We start from the raw sequence: 22246 nt of genomic DNA, 5'->3' as shown, positions 1-22246 counted from the left end.
GCGTCGCTGAAGTCGTCCATCGCCGGCTGGTTCGGCGCGCAGATGAAGGAGGACCGCTCCCGGCTCCTCGATCCAGACGTAACGACGAGCAGCATCCAGACCGACGCAAGTCCAGAGCTGACGTACCCCGCTCCGCAAGACGACCGCGCTTGGCTCTCGCCATCGTCTCATAACCGTTCGCGCCTGTAGGATCACGCGATCCCCGCTATGGCGATGCCGAGGTGCTGTGGACCGCGGAGGGAAGCGCCCGGTCGGTAAGGCGGCGGGTCGTCCAGGAGCCTCGGTGCGATGAGGCGCCGGCAGAGCGTGACAAGGGCGATCTCGGCCTCGATCCGCGCGAGGGGCGCGCCCACGCAGTAATGGAGGCCACCGCCGAACCCGAAATGCTGGTTGTCCGTCCGGTCCGGATCGAACCGGTCCGGTTGCTCGAACCGCGCCGGGTCGCGGTTTCCGGCCGCAAAGAGCAGCACCACCGACGATCCCGGCGGGATCGTCGTTCCCGCCACCGCGATGGCGCCGAGCGCCTTGCGGGTGCGGAAATGGACGGGGGGCTCGTAGCGCAGCATCTCCTCGATCACGCGGGGTGCCCGCTCGGGGTCGGCCTTCAGCTTTCGCAGCTCCTCCGGATGCCTGAGCAGTGTGAGCATGCTGTTGGTGATGAGATTCACCGTCGTCTCGTGACCCGCGACGAGGAGCAGGATCGCCGTCGAGATCAGGTCTATGTCGCCCATGGCCGCGCTGCCCCGGCCACCGTGGGCGGCGAGCCCGCTGAGCATGTCGTCGGCCGGATGGCGGCGCTTCTCGCGGATCAGCCGACGCATGTAGTCGGAGATCGCGTCGAAGGTTGCGGCGATCTCCCGCCGCCCCGCCTCGTCGTGGCGCACGTCGGGCTCCAGGGCCGTCGCGAGGCGGATCGCCCAGACGTGGAATTGCGCCTCATCGGCCTCGGGCACGCCGAGCAGCTCGCAGATGACGGCCACCGGCAGCGGATAGGACAGGTCCTCCACCAAGCAGACAGTGTCGCGGCCGTGGCACTTGTCGATCAGGGCATCCACGAGCTTCGCAACCTTGGCGTGAGATTCCCGCACCCGGGCGATCGTGAACTCCTTCATCACGAAACCGCGCAGGGTGTCGTGGTCGGGCGGATCGCGGAAGATCAGCGGGCGATGGCCGTTGACCACCCGATTCCGGATCGGGTTGAGGATCCAGTCCTTCAGAGGGTTGCCCGTTCTGGGTCGCCGCGAGGGCGGCAGGTCTTCCGAGCTCAGCCGGGGATCGAAAATCAGGCTCTTCAGCGCGGCATGGGTGCTGACGACGTAGCTGCCGTCCGCCTGCCGGGACACGGGCGTCTCGCGCAAGCGCGCGTAGAGGGGATAGGGGTTCGCCCTGTTTCTCGGATCGAGAACCTGCGCGAACAGCGTCTCGTCAGGCATGGGCCGTCTCCAGAGCCGTAACCGATCGGCCGGAGGATCGCCGCGGGCTGGGAAAGCCGGGCTCCAGGGTCTCGATCCGCGGCTGGTCGGTGGCGCCGAGGATCGGCGGGAAGGCCGCCCCGTCAGCCACGGCCTCGGCATAGGCGGGAAGCCAGCGTGCCTGATCGAAGGAGAGGGCCGCGACGGTTCGCCCGGCCCGGCCATAGACGGCGAGGAACCGGTGCGAGGCCCGCGATCCCTGGACGATCGCGAGCGCCTCCGCCCCCTCGGTCAGGCCGGCGAGCTTGATGTTGAGACCGAACTGGCTCGACCAGAAGGAAGGCACGTGCTGGTATTCGACCTGGCCCGTGGGCGGAGCAAGCATGTTCGCCGCCGCGTGCCGGGCCTGGTCCACCGCGTTGCCCCAATGCTCGACGGTCACCAAGCGGCCGCCGGTGAGTGGGTTCGGCCAGCGCGCGACATCGCCGGCCGCGTAGATGGCGGGATCGGGCTCCCCCGTCGTGGTCAGGGCGCGGCAGGCCGCGTCGCAGGTCAGGCCTCCCGGGTCGGCGACGAGGGCGGCCGCGGCGAGCCAACCCGTGTCGCGCGTCGCGCCGAGGGCGACGATGACGAGATCCGTCGCGATGTCCGCGCCACCCGCCAAGTGGGCGCGGCGGACTTGTCCATCCTCGCCGGAGAAGGCCACCACCTTGACGTTCGGGCGGAGGTCCACTCCGGAAGCCCGCATCCGCCCGGCGAGTGTGGCCCCGATCACCGTCCCGAGGAGGCGGGCGAGCGGCGTCGGGTTGGGATCGACGAGCGTCACCGCCAGGCCGAGATCGCGGCAGCAGGAGGCGGCCTCGCAGCCGATCAGGCCGGCGCCGACGATGAGGACGCGGCTCGGCCGCAGCGCCAGCGCGCTCCGCAGGGAGCGGGCATCCTCCAGGGTCCGGATCGTGAAGATCCCGGCGAGATCGGCGCCTTCTCCGGGCCATGGCCGCGCCCTGGCGCCGGTGGCGATCAGGAGCGTCTCGTAGGGAAGCGTCGCGCCGTCGGCGAGGCGCACCACCCGGCGGTCCCGGTCCAGGGCGACGGCCGGCAGGCCGAGCCGCCACTGCGCGCGCAGACGGGTGAGTTGCGGAAGTGCGGTCGCGTCGGGGTGAAGCTCGCCCGCCAGGACGTGCTTGGACAGAGGCGGCCGGTCGTAGGGCCGGTGCGGCTCGTCCCCGACCAGGGTCAGAGGGCCGTCATAGCCGCCGTCCCGCAACGCCTCCGCGCCCCGCAGGCCGGCGAGGGAGGCGCCTACCACGACGATGCCCGGTCGCTGCCCGTCCGTCACGGCTCGTCACCCTCGGCGAGTCCGGCGGGCTCGATCGCGATGGCCCGGACGGGGCAGGCCTGCTGCGCCCGCTCGACCTGCGACCTCTTCGCCTCGGGCGGCGCCGGATCGTAGAACAGGATCTCGTGACCGCGCACCTCGAAATGCTCAGGGGCGGCGTAGCAGCACTGCGCGTAGCTCTGGCAGCGGTTGAGATCGACCACGACACGCATTCAGGGGCTCCGAAGAGATGTGCGGATGACCGGTCGGTCGGGATCTGCGCCTGCCCGAACATCGGAGCGGCTCATGTCCAGGCTCCCAGGCGGCCCGACTCCAGCGCTTCCCGGGCGCAGCGATAGCCGAGTTCGGCCGTCGTCTCGAAGCTCGACCACGCCCGCAGATCGACCCCGGCCAAGGAGGGCTTGAGCAGGACCGCAGCCCGGGTGACGGCCGCCATGGTCTGGGCGTCGCTCGACACCATCGCGGAGCGCAGGAGCAGGTGCGCGATGCCGGGGAGCTGGTCCGAGATGCCGAGGAGGCGCCGGAACGCCTGCGCGCTCCGGCCCTGCCGCGGCATGACCTGGAAGGCGGCGTCGCTGCCGACATCCACGGCGAGAACCGGCCCGCGGTCGAGATCGGCCATCACGTCGGCAGGCAGGTTGTTCATCATGCCGCCGTCCACGAGGATGCCGTCCGCACTCGCCACCGGGGGCAGCAGGCCGGGAATGGCGATGCTGGCGCGGATCGCCCGGTCGAGGGGGCCCGCCCAGTGGACCATTGCGGTGCCGGTCGTGAGGTTCGAGGACACGCAGAAGAACGGGCGCCAGAGATCCTCGACGCGGGCATCGCCGAACCGCTCGGCCAACCCCGCATCCACCTTGGCCCCGCGCGTCAGGGCGTGGAACGGCAGGGTGTAGTCGTCGAGGGGGTTGCGTCCGACGAAGGAAGCCACCGTGTGGGTCTCGATCGCGTCGAGGCTCCAGTCAAGGGCGACGCTGGCGGCCAGGATCGAGCCCATGCTGGTGCCGCCGACGAGATCGATGTCGAGCCCGGCCTCGCCGAGCGCCCGCAGAACGCCGAGATGGGCGAGGCCGCGGGCGCCGCCGCCGCCGAGGACGAGGGCGCGGGCATGGCCGGACGCGATCCGGGCAAGCCGGGCGAAGTCGCCACCGTGGTTCTCGCGAACCTGGAGCCGCAGGGAGAAGGGCAGCGCGGCGACGTCGGGATGCAGAGGGCGCGGCAGGCGCGCCTCGGCGGGCTGCGCCACGGCGAGGTCCATGCGGATCCAGTCGGAGCGGATCGAAGCGAGATAGTCCGCGGCGCCGGGCCGTGGCGGCGCGCCTGGCTCGGCCAGCAACAGGACGTGGTCGGCGTGGCGCAGGCAGAGCCGGCACCAGGGGCAGTCGATCTGGTGGGCGACGAAGACCGTGCGGTCGTGCGTTTGCTCGTAGCGGTGGAACCACGCCTCGTCGGCCTCGGGGGGCCATTCGGAGAGGCAGCCGGTCCGCCCCGGCAGCGCGGCATCGAGGGCCTGCGCCAGCCGCTCGCCGAAGGCCGTCGCCTTGAGGCCCTCGGTCACCGCCAGGACGGCGAAGCTCCGCGGCGCATGGCTCAGGGTCACGCCCGTATGGGCGGTGCGCAGCCGCGCGGCCAGGATCCGGGCGAAATAGAGCAGCGTCCCGGGATGGGCGGCGATCAGATCCTCGAACGACGCGCGGGAGAGCCGCAGGAGGTGCGTATCGCGCAGGGCCGTTGCCGTGACCGAGCGCGGCTCGCCGGTGAGCAGGGCGAGTTCGCCCACGGTATCCGGAGGGGCGAGTCGGATGAGGCGGCGCACGCTGCCGTCGCGCGGGTCGCGGATCGAGAGGCCGACCGCGCCGCTCACGAGCGTGTAGAGGGCGTCGGCCTCGTCCCCCTCCTCGAACAGCGTCCGCCCTCCGGCGACGGCGACGGAGGTCATCCGCGCCCGGATCGCGACGTCGGCGTCTCCGTCGAGGGGGGCAAGAAACGGAATCTCCGTGCGCCCCGAAGCCCGGGCGGCAGGGACGGGCGCCACGTCGCAGGCGCCGAGGCGTTCGGCCTCCGTGGGTGGTGCGGATAGGCCGCCGAGCCCGGTGAGCCTCGGGGAAGCGGCTGGGGCCGCGCCCGGAGGAACGGAACCGGGGTGCTCGATGCTCCGGTCGCGTCCGATCTCGGCACTCATCGGCCGGCGCGCCGCTGCAGATGATCCCCGAGGATCCCGAGCGCCGCGCCGCTGCCGACGCGACCGAGGCCGAGGCGCAGGCGGTCCGTGGGGACCGGCGCCAGCGCCGAGTGCCACAACGCGGAGGGCAGCACGAGGACGCCGTCCTCGGACGCGAGAGCCTTCGAGAACTCGGTCGCACCCTCTCGCCCACGGAAGCGGGGGCAGGCGAAGGCGAGATTCGTCGGTTCTTCCGGATCGAACAGGTTCGGGTAGCGATCGAGCAGAGCACGCAGACGGTGGTGGTTGCGCCGCCCGATCGCGCGGGCGCGGCCGGTCAGGCGCTGCTCGGCCCGCAGCGCGACCTGCGCCAGGATCTCGCTCGGTCCGGCGAGGCAGCTCGACAGCAGGCTCTTGACCGCGAGGACGCGGTCGAGCGCCCCGCGGTCGCGACAGGCGGCCCAGCCGACGCGCAGGCCCGGAAGCCCGAAGCCCTTCGACAACCCGTTGATGGAGATCCCGCGCTCGTACACGTCGACGACGGGTGGGACGGCTCGGCCCGGGTCGAGGTCCGTCTGGCGATAGACCTCGTCGTTGACGAGCCAGAGCCCGTGTCGGCGACAGAGGTCGACCAGCCTCTCCAGAGTCGTTCGATCCAGCGACGCGCCGGTCGGGCTGTTGGGAAAATTCATCAGCACCAGCCGCGTGTTCGGCCGGATGGCGGCGACCAGCCCGTCGAGATCGAGGGTCCAGGCCGGTTCCGGTCGGAGGGCGACGCCATCGGCCGCGCACAGCCGCGACACGACGAGCTCCGAGGGTTGGTAGATCGGCACCACCACCACCGCGTGATCGGCCGGACCGAGCAGCGCACTCAGCACGCAGGCCACTGCTTCCTGCGCCCCTGCGCTGACCAGCACGTCGTCGGCAGCGAGCCGGCGGTAGCAGCCGGCGATCGTGGCGCGCAGCCAGGAGGCGCCGCGCGGGTCGGCGTAGCCGAGGTCGGCCCTCCGCCAGCGCCGACGATCCTCCGGGCCGGCAAGGCGCAGCAAGGCGGCGAGCGACAGCGGCTCCGAGTCCGAGGCGGCGAGGTCGTGATGCGCGCAGGCCGACCAGCGATCCAGGTACGCCGCCAGCGCGAACGACCCTGCGGGCGCGATCCCGTGGTCCGTATCGGGGCCGGGCGCCTCCGTCCGGGCGCCGGCCCAAAGGCCCGGTGCAGCGTCGTCCTTGAGCGCCATCGCCGGCCTCACGCGCGCCGCTCCGAGCCGGCGGCGACGCGCAGGTAGGTCGCGCCGATCCGAGCGGCGGCCCGCATCGTCCCACCGAGCGAACCCGCGACCTTCGAGGATCCGCCCAACCGGCGCCGGTAGGGCATAGGCACCTCGCGGATGCGCAGGCCGGCTCGCGCGGCCTGCATCTGCATCTCGATGTTCCAGCCGTAGGTCGGCTCGCGCAGGGCGAGGGCCCGCAGCACGGCGCGGTCGATGGCGCGGTAGGCGCACATGTCGGTGTATCGGACGCCGTAGCGTAGGCCGATGCCGAGGCCGGCGAGCCGGCCGGCGAGCACTTGGTGCCAGAGCATCGATCCGGGCTCGCGGCTGCCCAGCGTGCGCGAGGCGAGGACGAGGTCGTGGCGGCCGGCGAGCACCGGCCCGGCGATCCGGTCGATCAGGTCGCCGCGATCCGCGCCGTCGCCGTCGAGATAGACGATCACGCGCGAGGCCGGATCGGCCGCGGCCGCCCCGAGCGCGCAGGCCCGGCCGTAGCCGCGTCCGGCCTCGATCACCCGGGCGCCCGCGGCCCGGGCGACGTCCTGCGTCCCGTCGGTCGAGCCGCTGTCGGCGACGACGACGTCCGCCGCGTAGGCCGGCGGGATCTCGCGGATCACCGCGCCGATCGCTTCGGCCTCGTTCAGGGTCGGGATGACGATGCTGACCGGATGCATCGCTCAGAGACTCCAGCGCAGGCCGCAGTTCCGGCACGGGGCGGGCGGCACGTCGGAGAGGAGCGACGTCCGGAAGTCGCGATAGGCCGCGCCGTTCCAGATCTCCCGGAGCGTGGCCTGCGTGGCGTCGCCCAGCGTGTAGTTGGAATAGCCGCGCACCGAGAACGGCGCGATGCAGCAGGGCAGCGCCCGACCGTGGGCGGTGACGTACATCAGGGACCAGGGTCGCCGACAGGTGGCCCAGGCGCGGTCCTCCTGACGCTTCAGGCTGATTCCGGGCTCGGTCGCGCCCGAGGCGTCGAGCGTCACCCCTAGCGAACGGCCGATGGCCTCGGCCTCGGCGATGGCGGCGGCCTCCGCCGCCTGGGTGCTCTCGAACAGCGACAGGTCGGCGCGGGCCATACCGTACCCGGCCTCGTCGAAGACGAGGCGCTGCAGGTGCACCTCGGTCACGCCCATCTCGGCGGCGAGCCGCACGAAGGTCGGGAGCTGGTCCACGGTCTCCTTGAGGCCCGTGAGCCAGAGCGAGACCCGGGGGGTCGCGGCGCCGGTCGCCTTCTGGAACGCGACGAACTTGCCGACGTCGCGCACGATGCGGTCGAAGAAGTCCTTGCCCCGCACCCGGCGGTACGAGGCCCGGTCGGCGGCATCGAGGGAGACGCGCAGCTCGTCGAGCCCGGTATCGATCAGCTCCTGAAAGCGCCTCGGCTGCATCAGGGTGCCGTTGGTGTTGAACAGGACGTAGGTGCCGCGGTCCTTGAGGTAGCGGACCATCCGCGGCAGGTCCTTCACCAGCATCGGCTCGCCGACCCCGTGGAGCACGACCCGGGCGACGTCCGGAACCTGGTCGACGATCCGGCTGAACAGCGCCCAGCTCATGTCGGCCGGGGGCTCCAGGGTCTCGAAGGTGCGCGGGCAGGTCTCGCACAGCAGGTTGCAGCGGTTCGTGACCTCCAGATAGAGGCAGACCGGCGGCGCCAAGGCCTCGGAGGCGCGGTCGGGGCCGACCGCCTCGAAGTAGCGGCGCGGGTCCTTCACTGCGGCTGAGGCCGTCATGGTGCGGTTCCTTCCGGGAGAGCGGAGAGGGGTGCGGTGCAGGCCTGCCGCAGGGAGCGGGCGGCTAGGAAGAGGGCCGGGACGAAGACCAGCGACGGCCACAGGAAGCGGTCGTCGAACGGGTCGATCAGGAACAGGATCGGCGCCGAGCCGAGCCAGATCAGGGCCGGGGCCGGCGCGACCACCGCGGGCAGCGCCAGCCAGGGATAGTACCAAGCGTAGTGTGGGCTCGCCGCGCAGGTGGTGAGGGCTGCGAGGAGCCCGGCATCGCGGCACAGCGCGACCGCGTCGGGCGCGGTCTGCCGGTTCGGGCCGAAGGCGATCCGGAGCGCGAGGGCGGCGAGCGTCAGTCCGGCGCAGACCAGGTAGGTCCGCAGCAGGCTCGGGGGGCTGAGCCCGAGATGCCCGAGACCGGCGAGCAGCCAGTAGCCCACGCCGGTGTCGTAGCCCTCCTCGGCCCCGTAGCCGCCGGCGAAACCGAACACGTTCGGGCCGGCAGCGAGGTAGGGCAGGTACAGGACGGCGATCACGGCCACCCCGGCGAGCATAGGCCGCCACAGCCGGCCTCCACGGACGAAGGCGGGCGCGACCGCGACAGGCAGAACCTTCACCAGCGTCGCCGCGCCCAGGAGCGCGCCCGCGAGCCCGTACCGACGACGGGTGCGGGCCAGCAACGCGATGCCGAGGAGGCCGATCGCCACGGCATCGACGTGCCCGTCGCGCGCGAAGGACCACAGGGCCAGCGGATTCCAGGCGTAGATCAGGATGCGGGCCGAAGGCAAGCCGGCGCCGCGCAGAACCGCGAGCATGGCCAGCATGCCCAGGGCCTCGAAACCCAACATCGCCAGCTTCATCCCGGTGACGCTGTGCGATACCTGCCCGACGGCGGCGAAGACCAGCTGCGCCGCGGGCGGGTAAATCGTACGAGCGTAGTCCTTGCGGTTGATCAGCGGGTAGACCGCCGGGTCGCGCAGCCGCTCGAGGGCGGGGTCGGCCGGGATGTAGCGGTAGGGGTTGATTCCGGCGGCCTGGACCTGCCCGTCCCAGACGTAGCGGTAGATGTCGGTCGACAGGAACGGCAGCGCCGGCAGCAAAGCGGCCCGCAGCAGCACGGCGATGCCGAGGATCGTCCATAGGGCCGCGCGCGGCAGCCGCTCCCGCAACACGAGGCGCACGGCGAGGAGGTAGACCGCGAGGCCGACCGCGACCACGCCGATGAAGGCGTTGGATTGGGGCGCCGCGCCGACGGTGTCGGCGCCCGGCACCTGGATCGCCAGCGCGCCGACAGTGACGGCCAGAAGCAGGAGGCCGAGGGCCGCGAGCCGATGAGCGGGGCTGGCGAGAAGCCGGATCATGCCGGCACCAACTCCGACGCGCGCGCGAGCCGCGCCAGGACCGAGCGCGTCGCCGGGGCCGCGTAGCCGGTCCTGTCGGCGGCGAGCCGCGCGAGCGAGGCCGCGTCGTCGACGTCGTACCAGGGCTCCAGCTCGACGAGATCGAGGCCGATCTCGCGCGCCCGGGCGCGGGTCGCTTCGGCGACGGTGTCGGTGCTCCAGGCGATGTCGGCGAACAGGCGGGCATGGGCCTGCTTGAGGCCGAGGATGTAGTAGCCGCCGTCGTCGCAGGCGCCGAACACGCCCCGCTCGCCCGGTTCGAGCAGGATCCGGGCCGCCTGGATCAGGAGCCGCGTCGGCAGGGTCGGGATGTCGGAGCTCAGCACGCAGGCCGCCGCGTGACCGTGCGCCAGCATGCCCTGGACGGCCTGCAGCAGGCAACGGCCGAAGCCCTCGACCTGCGCCGCGGTTGTGACGCTTCCATCCGCCAGGACGAGGTCGGTTCCCCGCGCAAGATGGGGGATCACCAGAGCCTCCGCGCCCGGCGGCGCGAAAGCCGCGTAGGCGGCAATCGGCGCGGCGCGGGCCGCCTCTTGGATGTTGGCGGTCGTGTCGCGCAGGAAGGCGGCGCTCAGAGCCGCTGCGTCGTCGAGGGTCAGCGGCGGGCACAGCCGCGTCTTGGAGCGCCCGCTTCGCGGCGCTTTCGCCATCACCCCGATCGCGCAGGTGGGGGCCGGTCCGGAGGTCGGTCCTCGTGCCATGTAGAAGGCTCCCGCGTGGTCAATGGAAGGGGCGGACGATCCCGAGGCGGATCGTCTCGTCCGGCGGTATCTCGGTGGCGGAACCGGGCGTGAAGGTCGGCAGCGCGCGCAGGCGCTCGGGCGTCAGGCCCATGAGGGCGACGTGCTCGCCCAGGAGCGCCACCGCCTCCACCGGCACGGCCACGAGCCGGGACCCGAATCCGCTCCAGGCGACCGCTCGCAGGCCTAGCCAGCCCAGCCCCAACGCACCGTCGAGGCGCACGGCCATCTCGCCCGCGCCGTCGCCGCGGCGCACGAGCCCCGTGACGCGGCCGAGGACGGACTGGGACTCCTCCGGCCGGAGCAGGAGGCGGCCGGCGAGGTCGCCGACGCGCACCGGCTGCGGAAACCGGTCCGCCGCGCGACCCGCCATCTCGGGCGCGGTCATGCCGGGCTTCGGCATGTGGTCGGGGGCCGGGGAGGGGCCCGGCGTCTGCGCCTGCGCCGATGCGGAGAGCGCCAGCGTGAGCAGGCAGGTGCCGACGGCGCACCGGATCGCGCGGACGCTCATAGGCCTGCGAACCAGCCGAAGCCGCGGCTCTCCCAGTATCCGCCGGGGTAGGTGTTGGTGACTTCGATGACCGTGATCCACTTCGGATTCTTGTAGCCGAGCTTGACCGCCATGCGCAGGCGCAGCGGGTATCCATACGGGTCAGGCAATTCTTCGCGGGCGTATCTGGTCGCGAGCAGTGTCTGGGGGTGCAGCGCGGTCGCCATGTCGATGCTGCTCGGGTAGTCGTCCGCCGTCTTGAAGGCGACGTACTTGGCGGTGAGGTCGGCGCCGACGCGCTCCAGGAACGCCCGGAGCGGTACGCCCGACCACTGCCCGATGTAGTCCCAGCCCTCGACGCAGACGTGGCGAATGATGATCTCGCGCTCGGGCAGCTCCGCGATCCGGCGGCGCGTCCAGGGCCGCTTGTCGGAGATCAACCCGGCGAGTTCCAGCCGCCACGCGTCGCCGTCGATCGGCTTGACGTCCTCGACGTCGTAGTAGGCGTTGAAGCGCGGCGGCTTCAGCACCTGGGACCCCGGATACTCGGGCGCGAGCTTTCGGGGATCGAAAAGGGCGGCCTGGACGCCGTCGTTGAAGTCGGACATGGCACGGAGCGCCCGCCCGACCGCGCTCGTGTCCGTCACGTCGCAGCCGGTCAACATCGTGAGCGCGCCGAGCGACAGGCCGCCCCGCAGGAGGCCGCGACGCTCGATCCTCCGGACCAAAGCGCGGTGGTCGTCGAGGATGCCGGGATCCGGCACCTTGAGGGGGCGGAACGGCGACCTCATCGCGTCGCCTCCCGCGCCGTGGCAGGGAGGGCCGGGCGGCGTACGGGGCCGCCGGTCAGCATCGCCCACAGCGTTCGCGGCACGAGCAGGGACAGCACGACGTGAACGACGAGGAAGCCGACCAGCACCGCCATGCCGGCGAAGTGGACGAGGCGCGCGCCCTGGAACCCGCCGAGCAGCGCGACGAGCCCGGAGAACTGGACCGGCTTCCAGATGGCCAGGCCGCTGACGACCTGGCCGATGCCGGCCAGGATGGCGACGATGTAGAGGATCTTCTGGACGGCGTTGTAGGTCGTGAGGTCCTCGTGCGCGAGCTTGAGCCGCAACGTGTCGCGGACGGTCTGCACGATTTCGCGCGGACGGATCGGCAGGAGGCGCTCGCGCAGGCGCCCGGTCGCGACGCCGTAGACGAGATAGGCGGCGCCGTTGGCGACCAGCACCCACATGGCGGCGAAGTGCCAGAGCAGGCTCTCGGCCGCCCAGGATCCGATCCGGGCCGACTTGGGGAAATAGATGCCGTGGATGATGACGGAATCGTCGTAGATGCCCCAGCCGGACCCGATCAGCACCACCATCGCCGCGGCGTTCGTCCAGTGCATGACCCGTACCGGCCAGGGATGCAGCCGGCGAGGCACAGCTGTGGACTGCGTCGGCGCAGTTCCAGGGTTGCCTCTCAACACGGACATGAACCGTGATCGCGTGGAAGGACGTCGAGCATCCCAGCGTGGCTTATGCTGCGTGCGTGCTTCACGGGTGTGGTTTGTTGTATCATGCTACAACTCCTAATTCATTTCGTCTTCCGGCACGATATCGTTTAAATCCGTTGCGCTTTGATTCGGTCGGCACACATGTCAGATCATGTATTAGTCAAATTACTATCGACTTTGACGGTGAGGGTTCATGCCTTCGCATTCTGCGAGATTCAATCGGGGTGGCGATTGCGGAAGCAGGGCATCGCTGACGCCCTGCTCGTCCATTATGTCTTGTCAGGCACCGGGACTATCGTCGTCGGCGACCAGGAGCCCGTGGCCTTCGGGCCGAACAGCATGGTGATTCCGCCGCGCGGCGTTCCTCACTCCCTCGGTTTCGCCGGGGCCATGCACACGGTTACAGCTCGAGATGCGCTCAGGGTGCTTCCCGACGGCCTCGTCGCGCTGACGGCCGGCGACGGCAGTCGCGACATCCTCGTGGCTTGCGGCGCGATCTCGGCCAGTTACGCCGGCGCGCTCGGCCTCTTCGACCGCCTGCAGGGCGCATTGATCGAGGACCTGTCGGGCAACGACCGACTGCGGCACGCCTTCGCCTTCATGATCGAGGAGTTGGTCCAGCCCGGACTCGGCACGCAGGAGGTGACGAGCGCGCTGATGAGGCAGTGCCTCGCCATTCTGCTGCGGGTTCACCTGAAGGAGCGGGGTACCAGTTCGCCAATCTTCGCGGCGCTGCGGGATCCGCGGCTCATGCGCGCCGTCGCGGCGGTCCTCGACGCACCCGGCGCCTCCCACACGGTCGATAGTCTCGCTGCACTCTGCGGGATGAGCCGGTCCGCGTTCGCCGAGCGGTTCTCCGCCATCTTCGGCGAGGGGCCCATCGAGTACCTGCACCGGGTCCGCCTGCGCCTCGCGGCACAGTTGCTGACGACGTCGCCCATGCCCGTGAAGGTCATCGCCGCAAGTGTGGGCTACACCAGTCGAAGCTACTTCTCGCATGCCTTCAAGGCGGCCTACGGCGTCGATCCGAGCGCATACCGCGGTCGATGCGCGGACGCGGCCAAGGCCATCGAACCCGGATCCAACGCGACCTTCGACTCCGCACAGGATGTCACGGGCGAAGATTGAGCGCGCGCTGGCCTGGAGAACCGGCAGCCCATGCGACGACGACATCGAGCCTACCATCTTCGCGATTTCCCGCTCGATTTTGCGGATCGAAGGCAGGCATGGAAGCGGACTGGCGTGCGTTATCGTCCAAAACAGGTGCTGCGCCGCATATCCCGTGTCGACAATTTCAGATCGGTCGCAGTCCTATGGCGAGCGGCACCGTTGCGACGTGCGCGGCGGCCGCACGTGCATGAGGCGCCACATTCGAGGTGATCGCCTGACATGCGATGGAACAAGGCTTGTTTCACGTGCCGTCCGACCAGCGACGGACGCGGTGCGGCTTCCTGGTTCCCCCGCAGGAGCGAGTTCGCATCACCTTGGCCGAACTTCGCAACGCCGATTGCGAAGGCGCCAGCCGATACTTGCGGAACCGCTGGTAACGGACCGAGCGACACACGCGAAATAAATGTGACTAACCCTGATCGAGGATTGCGCCGGATGTCGGCATGAAAGTTTTGATTGCAGCCAGCCCCCTTACGGGCCACGTCAACCCCCTGTTGGCTGTGGGACGACTGCTGGCCAGGCGCGGCGACACCGTCTTGGTGGTGACCGATCCTTCGTTTCGGCAGAAGGTCGAATCTTCGGGTTTGCGCCTCACAGCTTACGAAGACAGGGGTGCGGCGACCTATCTGGAGCCGCACCTGCCGCCTGGACCGGTGCGGTGGACGCACGAATTCGAGCACCGCTTCATCGAACCGATGGCGACGCAAGCCGCGGTTCTGCGCGAGACGATCCGGACGGAGGCTCCGGATGTGATCGTGGCAGGCAGCCTGTTTCTTGGGATCTTGCCGCTTCTTCTCGATGCGACGACGTGCCGGCCTCCGATCATCGTACTCAACATCAGCTTTCTGTTCCTCGACCGTCCCGACGATGCGCCGGTCGGCATGGGGCTGCTCCCGGCCCGGGACGACATCGAGCGTGCTCGCTACGCCGCATTGAAGGTGGGTCTCGATGCCTCATTCGTCCGACCGGTTCGCGCCCTCACCGACGCCCGCCTGGCCCGGCTCGGCGCGCGACCTTTGCCAGCCTCGTTGACCCAATCGCTCGCGATACTGCCCGACGCATTCCTGCAGCCGAGCGTCCGCGAGTTCGAGTACGATTTCGGTACGTTTCCTCCAGGACTGCGTTTTGTCGGGCTGCTGCCGACCACGCCGATGGCGGTCGCGGTACCGGAATGGTGGCCGGATCTGGAGAGCGGCAAGAGCATCATCCTAGTGACACAAGGCACGCTCGCAAACGCTGATTTCAGCGAACTACTTGAGCCGACGCTCCAGGCGCTTGAGGGGCGCGACGATCTTCTCATCGTTGCAACAACTGGCGGGAGATCCGTAGAGGAGATACACTGTGAAATACCGGCTAATGGCCGGGTCGCCACCTTTCTGCCTTTCGACGTGCTTCTCCCCAAAATCGATCTCCTGGTAACCAACGGGGGCTACGGAAGCGTCTCACAAGCTCTCGCCGCTGGCGTTCCGATTGTCTCCGCCGGCTTGACCGAGGACAAGGCCGAGGTCGGAGCCCGGATCGAGTGGTCGGGCGTCGGCTTGAATCTTGCGACGAACCGCCCGACCGTGGACGCCTTGCGTTGGGCCGTCGAGAGGGTGCTCACGGAGCAGCGGTTTCGCGAACGTGCTCGTGTGATGGCACGGGCCTTCGCCGATCTGGACCCAGGGCGCGAGATCCTAGCTGCCATCGACGCTCTCACCCACGTGTCGGGGTAGAGTTTCGACTTTCGCTCTTAGCGGAACGCGCGCCAATCCCTCTTCTTTCAGGGAGAGGTTGTAGGCGCGCTCGCGGCGACAGCCGCGATCAGCGACCTTGGTTCTCGATGTACTGCTTCAGGATCGAGAGCGGGGCGCCGCCCACCGACCCGGCGAAGTAGCTCGGTGTCCACAGCACGCCTCGGCTCTTCCTGACAGACCAGAACGAGGCGATCTCGGGGAACTCCTTCTTCAGCAGGCGGCTCGACACTCCCTTCAAGCTGTTGACCAGTTCCGAGAGCCGAACCTTCGGCGGATAGAACACCAGCAGGTGAACGTGGTCCCGCTCGCCGTTGAACTCGCGCAACTCGACCTCGAAGTCCGCACACACGCTGGCGAAGATCGCTTGGAGCCGGTCGAGGTGCGCACGGGTCAGCACCTTGCCCCGCCGCTTCGTCGTGAACACTAGGTGGGCGTGCAGGGTGAAGACGACGTGCCGCCCGGTGCGAAGCTCCATAGACCAAACCGTCTCGATGCCCTATGTCAAGGGCGTGACCACCCTTACAGACCAAACGGTTCTGAAGACCTTCAGCTTCCGCGTCAAGGACGCGACGAGCGGCTGATCGCGCTCGGCGATGCGGTCAATACGGTCTGGAACTACTTTAACGAGATCAGCATGCGCTCGGCACAGCGTGGTCCGATCTGGGCGGCCAAGAAGCAGCTTCGCGTTCTGACCAAGGGCAGTGGCAAGCTGCTCGGCCTTCCGTCGCAGGTCGTGCAAGAGATGATCAACCAGTACGTCATAAAACGGAAGGCTGCGCGCCGTCCGAAGCTTCGCTGGCGTGCGAGCCGTGGGCCCAGGCGGGCGCTCGGGTGGGTGCCGTTCACGAACCAAGACATCGCCCTCGACGGAACAACCGTGCTCCTGCGTGGCCAGCGCTTCCGCCTGTGGCTGCACCGCGCCGTCGAGGGGCGGATCAAGTCGGGCAACTTCAGCCAAGACGCGCGCGGCCGTTGGTACTGCAACCTCGTGTGCGAGGTGCCCCGTTCGCAGGGGCGCGGGCGCGATGACATCGGCGTCGATCTCGGGCTCAAGTCCGTCGCCAAGTGCTCGGACGGCACAGGACTTGAGCAGGCGCAGTTCTATCGCTGCCTCGAACCCAAGCTCGCCGAAGCGCAGCGCAAGAGGCGCAAGCGGCAGGTCAAATCGATTCACGCCAAGATCGCCAATCGGCGGAAGGATGTGCTTCACAAATTCTCTCGGGCGCTCGTGGATCGCGCCCGCAAGATCACGGTCGGCGACGTGTCGGCCTCGGCTATGACGAAGACCCGGATGGCGAAGAGCGTGCTCGACGCCGGATGGTCTACGCTACGCGGCATGCTCCGGTACAAATGCGATCACGCAGGGGTCGCCTACGCCGAGGTGAACGAAGCCAACACGACACGGACCTGTTCGTTCTGTGGGCGCCTCAGTGGACCCACGGGGCTGGCCGGTCTCAGCATCAGGCGGTGGACGTGCGGCGAGTGCGGATCAGAACATGAGCGCGACCAGAATGCCGCGCGGAATATCGCTCGTCTCGGATGTGAGACGCCGTGCCCGTCCGGGCATGGAAGCCCCGGCTTTTAAGTCGGGGAGACATCACGAAGGTGCATCATGACAGCGCGATGACGCCTTCACATAACGTCATGCAGGTGATCGAGAGCCCGTTCGATTCCTCGCACCGGTCGAAAAGCGCCGTCGGTTGGATCTGCAGCCCCGAATGTGGCGTGCACGATCGATGCACCTTCCACGCCTGACGTCGACGAACGGAAATCGGGACGGCCGCGCTGTCCCGATCCGGGCGGGCGAGCGGGAAAGAGCTTTCGGACGCTGTGAAGGCCGGGCAAGGACTGCACGGCTATCCAGAGTGTAAATCATCAAGATTCATGTTCCGCGTTCCGGTTTCAAACGTCGAATGTCTGTAACAGACCCGTGTTCAGGAGCTCCAGGTGCGGATTTTCGCACGCACGCATGACTTGAGAGATATCGCTAGCCGGCTTATCGCTGCGGTTTTTGTCACCGATCCAATCGGTTATTCAGAAATATTTAGCGAATTCGGCCAACGGTCATTCGCCCGCATCCGCCAGAACGCTCTTCGCGCCATGTCGCCTCAGACCAAGCAACGACCGCCTGGACTCGCGGGCAGTGCTGCCCACATCCTGAGCCAACGTTGGCATGCCGCTCGGAAGCCGGGTATGGCGTTGCCGCCTTACGAAGAGATCGCTCTCGGCTCGCTCGGTCGTTTCGCCGATGGCACGGTGCTGGTGCGCCTCGACGGGCCAGATCTCGTCCACCTGCAAACGGCATCAGCCGTCGCTACATGGCTCGAAGGGACGCCCCGTCATGCCGCCGGACACCAGCGGAGCGACTGCGCGCGGCTCTTGGATCAAATCGTGCGACGCGCCCTCCGGACCGGCCAGCCAGAGCGGCAGGTTGCAAGCCGCGTCGAGAACGGCATCGTCGAGGTTCACGAGATCCTCGCGTTGCCCCTGCACACGCACTGGGGCTTCCCGGTCGCCCTCGTCCACGTCAGCGAACCCCAGACCCGATCCAGTCTCATCGAACAAGTCTACCAGTCGACCCGGGAAGGGGTTCTCGCCCTCGCGCCCGTGCGCGACGCGGACGGACAGCTGTGTGATCTGCAGATCGTCACCCTGAACGCCGGCGCCGCGCAGCTGATGCGCCGGTCGTTGGACAGCCTGTTGTGGCAGCATCTTTCCGAAGTCTACATGGGTCATCACGCGCAGGAGATCACAGCTCGCCTGTTCCGTGTCGTCGAGAACGGCGGAAGCGACAATTTCGAGCTGGAATTCATCGGGGACGATGCGGAATCCTACCTCAAGATCGCCGTAGCCCCACTCGGCGACCTGCTCGTAGTCACCCTCGTCGACATCACGGAGCTGCGCACCCGCGAAGCCTCCTTCCGGATGTTGTTCGAGGCCAACCCGGTTCCGATGTGGGTCTTGGACGCCGGATCCTTGCGCTTCCTCGACGTCAACACCGCCGCCGTCGAGCACTACGGCTACAGCCGCGACCGCTTCCTGGCGATGACAGCCCACGACATCCGACCGGAGGCGGACCGTGCCGAACTGCAGATCGTCTTCGCGAACCGGACGAAGCCCTACGATGGCGAGCGGATCTGGCGTCATTGCAAGGCGGATGGATCGGTGATCCAGATCCTGCCTTACGTGCGTCCGCTCATGCTGCGGGGCCGGCCGGCCGTGCTCGCTGCGAGCATCGACGTCACCGAGCGCCAGCTCGCCGAGGCGGAACTGCGCCGCACGCGCAGCTTCCTCGACACGGTGATCGAGAACATCCCCGCGATGCTCTACGTGCAGGATGCGGTTGATCACCGCCTCCTGCTCGTCAACCGTGCCTGCGAGGCCCTGCTCGGCGTGCCGCGCGACGAACTGATCGGAGGGCCGTCGCATGCTCTGTTTCAGCACACGACGGCCCGGGCCGTGCTGGATCAGGACGCGGCGCTGTTTCGCGCCAGCGGTCGGGACGCGATCGTCGAGGAGCGTCAATTCGAGACGCGCGGCAACGGTACGCGCCTCCTGCACGTCAAGAAGCTCGCCGTGAGCGACGAGGAAGGGCGACCGCAGTACCTGCTCGGGATCGCCGAGGACGTGACGGAGCGCCGCGCCGTTGAGGCGCGGATCGCTCACATGGCACACCACGACCCGCTCACCGACCTGCCGAACCGTGCCTGCTTCCGCGAACGTCTGAGCGACGCGCTCGAGCGACAGCATCGTCATGCCGAGCCGGCGGCCGTGCTCTGCCTCGATCTCGACGGGTTCAAGGCAGTCAACGACACGCTGGGACACGCAGCCGGCGACGCGCTGCTGCGCGCGGTGGCGGATCGCCTCCGGCACTGCGTGCGCGAGGAGGACTTGGTCGCCCGCTTCGGCGGTGACGAGTTCGCCATCCTGCAGGCGAGCGCGCCGTCGCCTGAAGCTGCGGGCCAGCTCGCCGCGCGCCTGGTCGAGTGCTTGGCGCAGCCGTTCTCCATCATCGGTCAGAAGGTGGTGATCGGAGCGAGCCTCGGTATCGCGATGCTGCCGGGCGACGGGACCACGCCGGACCTTCTGCTCAACAACGCCGACCTCGCGCTGTATCAGGCCAAAGCGGAGCGACGCGGCACGTTCCGGTTCTTCGAGCCGGAGATGAACGCCCGCATCCAGGCGCGTCGTACGCTGGAGCGCGAGCTGCGCGAGGCGCTGAACACCGGCGCCTTGGAGCTGTTCTACCAGCCGCTCCTGAACCTGCGGGAGAACCGCATCAACGCCTGCGAGGCGCTGCTGCGCTGGCGCCATCCCGAGCGTGGCTTCGTCTCGCCGGCCGAGTTCATCCCGATCGCCGAGGAGACCGGCCTGATCGCGCCGATCGGCGAATGGGTCCTGCGCGAAGCGTGCCGGGAGGCGGCAACCTGGCCGGGCGAGATCAAGGTCGCGGTCAATCTCTCGCCCGTGCAGTTCCGTCAGCAGAGCCTCGTCCCGGCCGTCGTGTCGGCCCTGGCGAACGCCGGGCTCGATCCCAGCCGACTGGAGCTGGAGATCACGGAGTCGGTGCTGCTCGCCGACAGCGACGCCAACCTGGCGGTCCTACACCGGCTGCGCAACCTCGGCGTGCGCATCGCCATGGACGATTTCGGGACGGGCTACTCCTCCTTGAGCTATCTCCGGACGTTTCCCTTCGACAAGATCAAGATCGATCAGTCCTTTGTGCGCGAGCTCGGTGTCAACCGCCACTGCGCGGCGATCGTGCGGGCGGTGGCCGGACTCGGTGCCGATCTGGGCATCACGACAGTGGCCGAAGGTGTCGAGACCGCGGCGCAGCGCGATCACCTGCAGCATGAGGGTTGCGACGAGATGCAGGGCTACCTGTTCAGCCGTCCGCTGCCGGTCGCCGATCTGCGGCAGCTGATCGCGGCGACTGAACAGGCCGCGCGAGCCGCCTGACGATCGCGCGCGCAACCCGGTTCGGACGAGGGCCGCATATGAACCTGCAGCCTCGTCGCACGTCGCTCAGGCTGTGCGCACGCGTTCAGGAAAGGCTGGTATCGCGCTCCGCGGGATGTGAGAGCCCTGATTCGCTGCCCGGCGTCCGCTCGCACCGCGCCCGCTCGGACCCCCGTTGGAGGCGGCCGCCGCTCGCATCGTCCCGATGCGCCCGGCGATGGTCTGCTCGGCCGCACTCGCGATGGCACGGGCGATCTCCTGGCCGACCTGATCCTGGTCGTCGGCGGCAGCGGCGACGGCGCGCGCCGTGCCACTCGACTGCGCGATCGTCGCCGCGATACCGCCGACCGCGTCCGTTGTGCTTTGCGCTGCGGCATGGATCGCGTCGACCTGACCCATGCTCCGGATCGTGAACGTCGCCTCTTTTTCGTGAACGCAATCGCGCGTCGGCGCGGGCACCCTTACGCGTCGCCTGCGAACCGGGCGTGATCTTGCAGAGGGCTGGTCGTGTGCCTCATATCTCGGGCTGGCCCGGCAACCGGCCAGGAACACGCGCGCGTGCCGAACCGTCGAGCTTCGCCCTGACGCGCCGTTCGGGCCATGCCGCAATCCGGAGGATCCGAAAATGTTCTTCATGTCTCGTCATCGCTGGACGCTGCTTCGGACGGCCGGGGCTGTCGCCCTGATGGTCGGCTGTGGCGGGATCCAGAGCTCCGAGGCGCAGACCACGCCGCCGCCCGCGGCCGGTACGGCGCGGTCGGGGCAAGTACCGCCGCCCCAGCCGAGCGGCGAACCGCAGCCCCGACAGACCCAGTCGCAGGAGCGCACCCCGGAGCAGCTTAGGCAGACGCCACCCCCGCAGCAAAGCGGCGCAGCCCGGCAGAACCAGCCGCAGGAGCGGGCTGCGGCCGCGGCCGAATCCGGTCGTCCGCCGGCCCAGCCGTACACGGTCGACGGCAGGCGGACCCCGTACGTCGCCGAGTACCTGCCGGACGGCCGGCTGGTGCGCCCGATCGGCTGGCGCGAGTGGCCGTTCATCGGCACGCCGCTGACGCCGAACCGGCTCAACCTACCGGAGGCGCCATTCCCGGAGTTTCACATCGTCTATGTCGAGCCGACTGCTTGGGAGCACTTCAAACGGACGGGAGAGTTCCGCGAAGGTACTGTGATCGTCAAGGAGCTCGTGCGCCAGCAGATCAACAGCACGACGGACCCGGCAAACGGCGCGATCACGGAATCGAGCGGCAAAGGCTATTTCATGGCAGAGTATGCCGGTCTCGAGGCGGCTGTGAAGGACTCGCGTCGCTTCGCGAACGAACCGGGTCAATGGGCCTACTTCTCCTTCGGTCACGTGCCCGAGGCACAATACGCCTCGGCGACCGAGGTAAAGGCCGTCGAGACCTGCAATGCCTGCCATGCTGCAAACGCCGGCCGGGATTTCGTATTCATTCAGCACTACCCGGTGCTGCGTGGCTTGCTGGAGCGCGTCGGCAAGAACTAGGGGCCCAAGCGCTCGGCGTTGTCAGTGGAGGATCATATGTTCCGTCGCCGTCTTCCCTCGGCTACTCTTCTTCTAACCTGCGGAGCGACGCTCGCCGCGGCGACAGGCTTGCTCGCCCAACAGGTACGGTCCGCGAACGTTGCAGAAACCCCGAGGGCGTCGGTTGGGCTGGTCGACGTCGCCGGCACCATGCGTCTACCTCTCGACTATCGAGCGGCTTACCAGTTCCTCGGCACCTGGGCTGTCGCCTCCGATACCGTGCCAGGCTCGAAGGAGATGCATACGGTCTACGTCTCTCCGGGCGCGATCGACGAGTATCGAGCCAACGGCCGGTTCAAAAATGGCACCGTCTTGGTGAAGGAGGTGTTCAACGCCGAGAGCGAGGACATGACCACCGGCCGGGTGAGTCGGGCCGCCGGTCTAGCCGGTTGGTTCATGATGGTGAAAGACGATCGCGGCAGCTACCCGGGCAATCCGCTTTGGGGTGACGGGTGGGGCTGGGCATGGTTCGACAAAGGGAGCCCGGACAAGACCAAGACGCTCGACTATCGCCAGGAATGTCTGGGCTGCCACACCCCGGCGCAAGCCACCGACTGGCTGTACGTCAAAGGTTACCCAGTCCTTGCCCGCTGAGGCCACGCTGCTGCTCGATCAAGCTGGATGGCACATCACGACGAAGCTCGCGGTTGTTGTCATCATCCTAGCGCCATTGCCCTCGACCTCTGCTGCGACGCCTGCAACGGGCTCGTCGACTGATCCCCGCGCATCACCTCCATCAGCCTGAGCGAATGGGCCAGGCGCTCTGTTCACTAAGAGGTCCGAACAACCTGCCGCCGCGTGATCTC

The 22246-nt window shown here is 68.7% G+C and carries 20 protein-coding genes; 6 read left to right on the top strand and 14 right to left on the bottom strand.

Features of this window, described 5'->3' with window-relative positions:
• Positions 1-191 precede the first annotated feature (191 nt).
• The 12 genes from MFF56_RS27095 to MFF56_RS27040 all read right to left on the bottom strand — a co-directional run bounded on the left by MFF56_RS27095 (position 192) and on the right by MFF56_RS27040 (position 12014).
• Positions 192-1433, bottom strand: a complete 1242-nt coding sequence (locus MFF56_RS27095) for a cytochrome P450 (protein ID WP_043378352.1) — start codon at positions 1431-1433, stop codon at positions 192-194.
• Complete coding sequence (locus tag MFF56_RS27090; RefSeq protein ID WP_043378349.1) at positions 1426-2751, bottom strand: NAD(P)/FAD-dependent oxidoreductase; 1326 nt, start codon at positions 2749-2751, stop codon at positions 1426-1428. Before MFF56_RS27090 ends, MFF56_RS27095 begins: the two co-directional genes overlap by 8 nt.
• The gene (locus MFF56_RS27085) at positions 2748-2963 is read right to left on the bottom strand and encodes a ferredoxin (protein WP_043378346.1); all 216 of its coding nucleotides are present in this window, start codon (positions 2961-2963) and stop codon (positions 2748-2750) included. The genes MFF56_RS27090 and MFF56_RS27085 overlap by 4 nt, the downstream gene beginning before the upstream one ends.
• Positions 2964-3034: 71 nt before the next feature.
• Positions 3035-4690 carry a patatin-like phospholipase family protein gene (locus MFF56_RS27080; protein ID WP_210274612.1) on the bottom strand — a complete coding sequence of 552 codons (1656 nt, stop codon included), beginning with the start codon at positions 4688-4690 and terminating at the stop codon, positions 3035-3037.
• Between the two features lie 239 nt (positions 4691-4929).
• A complete protein-coding gene (locus tag MFF56_RS27075) occupies positions 4930-6162 on the bottom strand; it encodes a pyridoxal phosphate-dependent aminotransferase (RefSeq protein ID WP_230365906.1) in 1233 nt (410 codons plus the stop codon).
• Positions 6159-6857 (bottom strand): glycosyltransferase family 2 protein, encoded by a 699-nt coding sequence (locus MFF56_RS27070; RefSeq protein ID WP_043378343.1) that lies wholly within the window; start codon positions 6855-6857, stop codon positions 6159-6161. Before MFF56_RS27070 ends, MFF56_RS27075 begins: the two co-directional genes overlap by 4 nt.
• 3 nt (positions 6858-6860) lie before the next feature.
• Complete coding sequence (locus MFF56_RS27065) at positions 6861-7913, bottom strand: radical SAM protein (protein ID WP_043378338.1); 1053 nt, start codon at positions 7911-7913, stop codon at positions 6861-6863.
• The gene (locus MFF56_RS27060; protein WP_043378335.1) at positions 7910-9268 is read right to left on the bottom strand and encodes an MptA/MptB family glycosyltransferase; all 1359 of its coding nucleotides are present in this window, start codon (positions 9266-9268) and stop codon (positions 7910-7912) included. Before MFF56_RS27060 ends, MFF56_RS27065 begins: the two co-directional genes overlap by 4 nt.
• Positions 9265-9957 carry a TIGR04282 family arsenosugar biosynthesis glycosyltransferase gene (locus MFF56_RS27055; RefSeq protein WP_238231791.1) on the bottom strand — a complete coding sequence of 231 codons (693 nt, stop codon included), beginning with the start codon at positions 9955-9957 and terminating at the stop codon, positions 9265-9267. The genes MFF56_RS27060 and MFF56_RS27055 overlap by 4 nt, the downstream gene beginning before the upstream one ends.
• A 70-nt stretch (positions 9958-10027) precedes the next feature.
• On the bottom strand, positions 10028-10558 hold the full coding sequence (locus MFF56_RS27050) for a hypothetical protein (RefSeq protein WP_043378331.1): 531 nt from the start codon (positions 10556-10558) through the stop codon (positions 10028-10030).
• Entirely contained in the window at positions 10555-11328 is a 774-nt protein-coding gene (locus MFF56_RS27045) for a molybdopterin-dependent oxidoreductase (protein ID WP_043378328.1), read from the bottom strand. The genes MFF56_RS27050 and MFF56_RS27045 overlap by 4 nt, the downstream gene beginning before the upstream one ends.
• Positions 11325-12014 (bottom strand): cytochrome b/b6 domain-containing protein, encoded by a 690-nt coding sequence (locus MFF56_RS27040; RefSeq protein ID WP_051975891.1) that lies wholly within the window; start codon positions 12012-12014, stop codon positions 11325-11327. Before MFF56_RS27040 ends, MFF56_RS27045 begins: the two co-directional genes overlap by 4 nt.
• Positions 12015-12176: 162 nt before the next feature.
• On the opposite strand from MFF56_RS27040, the gene MFF56_RS27035 reads away from it, so the two are divergent.
• On the top strand, positions 12177-13163 hold the full coding sequence (locus tag MFF56_RS27035) for an AraC family transcriptional regulator (protein WP_043378325.1): 987 nt from the start codon (positions 12177-12179) through the stop codon (positions 13161-13163).
• A gap of 485 nt (positions 13164-13648) precedes the next feature.
• Positions 13649-14920, top strand: a complete 1272-nt coding sequence (locus MFF56_RS27030; RefSeq protein ID WP_043378323.1) for a glycosyltransferase — start codon at positions 13649-13651, stop codon at positions 14918-14920.
• An 88-nt stretch (positions 14921-15008) separates the two neighbouring features.
• On the opposite strand, the gene tnpA is transcribed toward MFF56_RS27030, so the two are convergent.
• The gene (gene tnpA / locus MFF56_RS27025) at positions 15009-15416 is read right to left on the bottom strand and encodes an IS200/IS605 family transposase (protein ID WP_043378321.1); all 408 of its coding nucleotides are present in this window, start codon (positions 15414-15416) and stop codon (positions 15009-15011) included.
• Between tnpA and MFF56_RS27020 the strand changes: the two genes are divergently transcribed.
• On the top strand, positions 15369-16526 hold the full coding sequence (locus tag MFF56_RS27020; RefSeq protein WP_308445284.1) for an RNA-guided endonuclease InsQ/TnpB family protein: 1158 nt from the start codon (positions 15369-15371) through the stop codon (positions 16524-16526). The two genes, tnpA and MFF56_RS27020, sit on opposite strands and share 48 nt — an antisense overlap.
• A 608-nt stretch (positions 16527-17134) precedes the next feature.
• Positions 17135-19900, top strand: a complete 2766-nt coding sequence (locus tag MFF56_RS27015) for a sensor domain-containing protein (protein ID WP_051975889.1) — start codon at positions 17135-17137, stop codon at positions 19898-19900.
• 66 nt (positions 19901-19966) lie between these two features.
• Here the strand turns inward: MFF56_RS27015 and MFF56_RS27010 are convergent, their stop codons facing one another.
• On the bottom strand, positions 19967-20299 hold the full coding sequence (locus tag MFF56_RS27010) for a hypothetical protein (RefSeq protein ID WP_043378319.1): 333 nt from the start codon (positions 20297-20299) through the stop codon (positions 19967-19969).
• Between the two features lie 226 nt (positions 20300-20525).
• Between MFF56_RS27010 and MFF56_RS27005 the strand changes: the two genes are divergently transcribed.
• Positions 20526-21401 carry a cytochrome P460 family protein gene (locus tag MFF56_RS27005; RefSeq protein ID WP_051975888.1) on the top strand — a complete coding sequence of 292 codons (876 nt, stop codon included), beginning with the start codon at positions 20526-20528 and terminating at the stop codon, positions 21399-21401.
• A 36-nt stretch (positions 21402-21437) separates the two neighbouring features.
• On the top strand, positions 21438-22034 hold the full coding sequence (locus MFF56_RS27000; RefSeq protein WP_051975887.1) for a cytochrome P460 family protein: 597 nt from the start codon (positions 21438-21440) through the stop codon (positions 22032-22034).
• Positions 22035-22246 lie beyond the last annotated feature (212 nt).

This window comes from Methylobacterium hispanicum (assembly GCF_022179285.1).
In the GTDB taxonomy this organism is placed as follows: domain Bacteria; phylum Pseudomonadota; class Alphaproteobacteria; order Rhizobiales; family Beijerinckiaceae; genus Methylobacterium; species Methylobacterium hispanicum.
This window is presented reverse-complemented; position numbering and strand designations above follow the sequence as displayed.

Excerpts from the sequence above, each read along its gene's own strand:
- MFF56_RS27095 (WP_043378352.1), bottom strand. The coding sequence starts at position 1,433 with ATGCCTGACGAGACGCTGTTCGCGCAGGTTCTCGATCCGAGAAACAGG.
- MFF56_RS27085 (WP_043378346.1), bottom strand. The coding sequence starts at position 2,963 with ATGCGTGTCGTGGTCGATCTCAACCGCTGCCAGAGCTACGCGCAGTGC.
- MFF56_RS27080 (WP_210274612.1), bottom strand. The coding sequence starts at position 4,690 with ATGACCTCCGTCGCCGTCGCCGGAGGGCGGACGCTGTTCGAGGAGGGG.
- MFF56_RS27070 (WP_043378343.1), bottom strand. The coding sequence starts at position 6,857 with ATGCATCCGGTCAGCATCGTCATCCCGACCCTGAACGAGGCCGAAGCG.
- MFF56_RS27065 (WP_043378338.1), bottom strand. The coding sequence starts at position 7,913 with ATGACGGCCTCAGCCGCAGTGAAGGACCCGCGCCGCTACTTCGAGGCG.
- MFF56_RS27060 (WP_043378335.1), bottom strand. The coding sequence starts at position 9,268 with ATGATCCGGCTTCTCGCCAGCCCCGCTCATCGGCTCGCGGCCCTCGGC.
- MFF56_RS27055 (WP_238231791.1), bottom strand. The coding sequence starts at position 9,957 with ATGGCGAAAGCGCCGCGAAGCGGGCGCTCCAAGACGCGGCTGTGCCCG.
- MFF56_RS27050 (WP_043378331.1), bottom strand. The coding sequence starts at position 10,558 with ATGAGCGTCCGCGCGATCCGGTGCGCCGTCGGCACCTGCCTGCTCACG.
- MFF56_RS27045 (WP_043378328.1), bottom strand. The coding sequence starts at position 11,328 with ATGAGGTCGCCGTTCCGCCCCCTCAAGGTGCCGGATCCCGGCATCCTC.
- MFF56_RS27040 (WP_051975891.1), bottom strand. The coding sequence starts at position 12,014 with ATGTCCGTGTTGAGAGGCAACCCTGGAACTGCGCCGACGCAGTCCACA.
- MFF56_RS27035 (WP_043378325.1), top strand. The coding sequence starts at position 12,177 with ATGTCAGATCATGTATTAGTCAAATTACTATCGACTTTGACGGTGAGG.
- MFF56_RS27030 (WP_043378323.1), top strand. The coding sequence starts at position 13,649 with ATGAAAGTTTTGATTGCAGCCAGCCCCCTTACGGGCCACGTCAACCCC.
- tnpA (WP_043378321.1), bottom strand. The coding sequence starts at position 15,416 with ATGGAGCTTCGCACCGGGCGGCACGTCGTCTTCACCCTGCACGCCCAC.
- MFF56_RS27015 (WP_051975889.1), top strand. The coding sequence starts at position 17,135 with ATGGCGTTGCCGCCTTACGAAGAGATCGCTCTCGGCTCGCTCGGTCGT.
- MFF56_RS27010 (WP_043378319.1), bottom strand. The coding sequence starts at position 20,299 with ATGGGTCAGGTCGACGCGATCCATGCCGCAGCGCAAAGCACAACGGAC.
- MFF56_RS27005 (WP_051975888.1), top strand. The coding sequence starts at position 20,526 with ATGTTCTTCATGTCTCGTCATCGCTGGACGCTGCTTCGGACGGCCGGG.
- MFF56_RS27000 (WP_051975887.1), top strand. The coding sequence starts at position 21,438 with ATGTTCCGTCGCCGTCTTCCCTCGGCTACTCTTCTTCTAACCTGCGGA.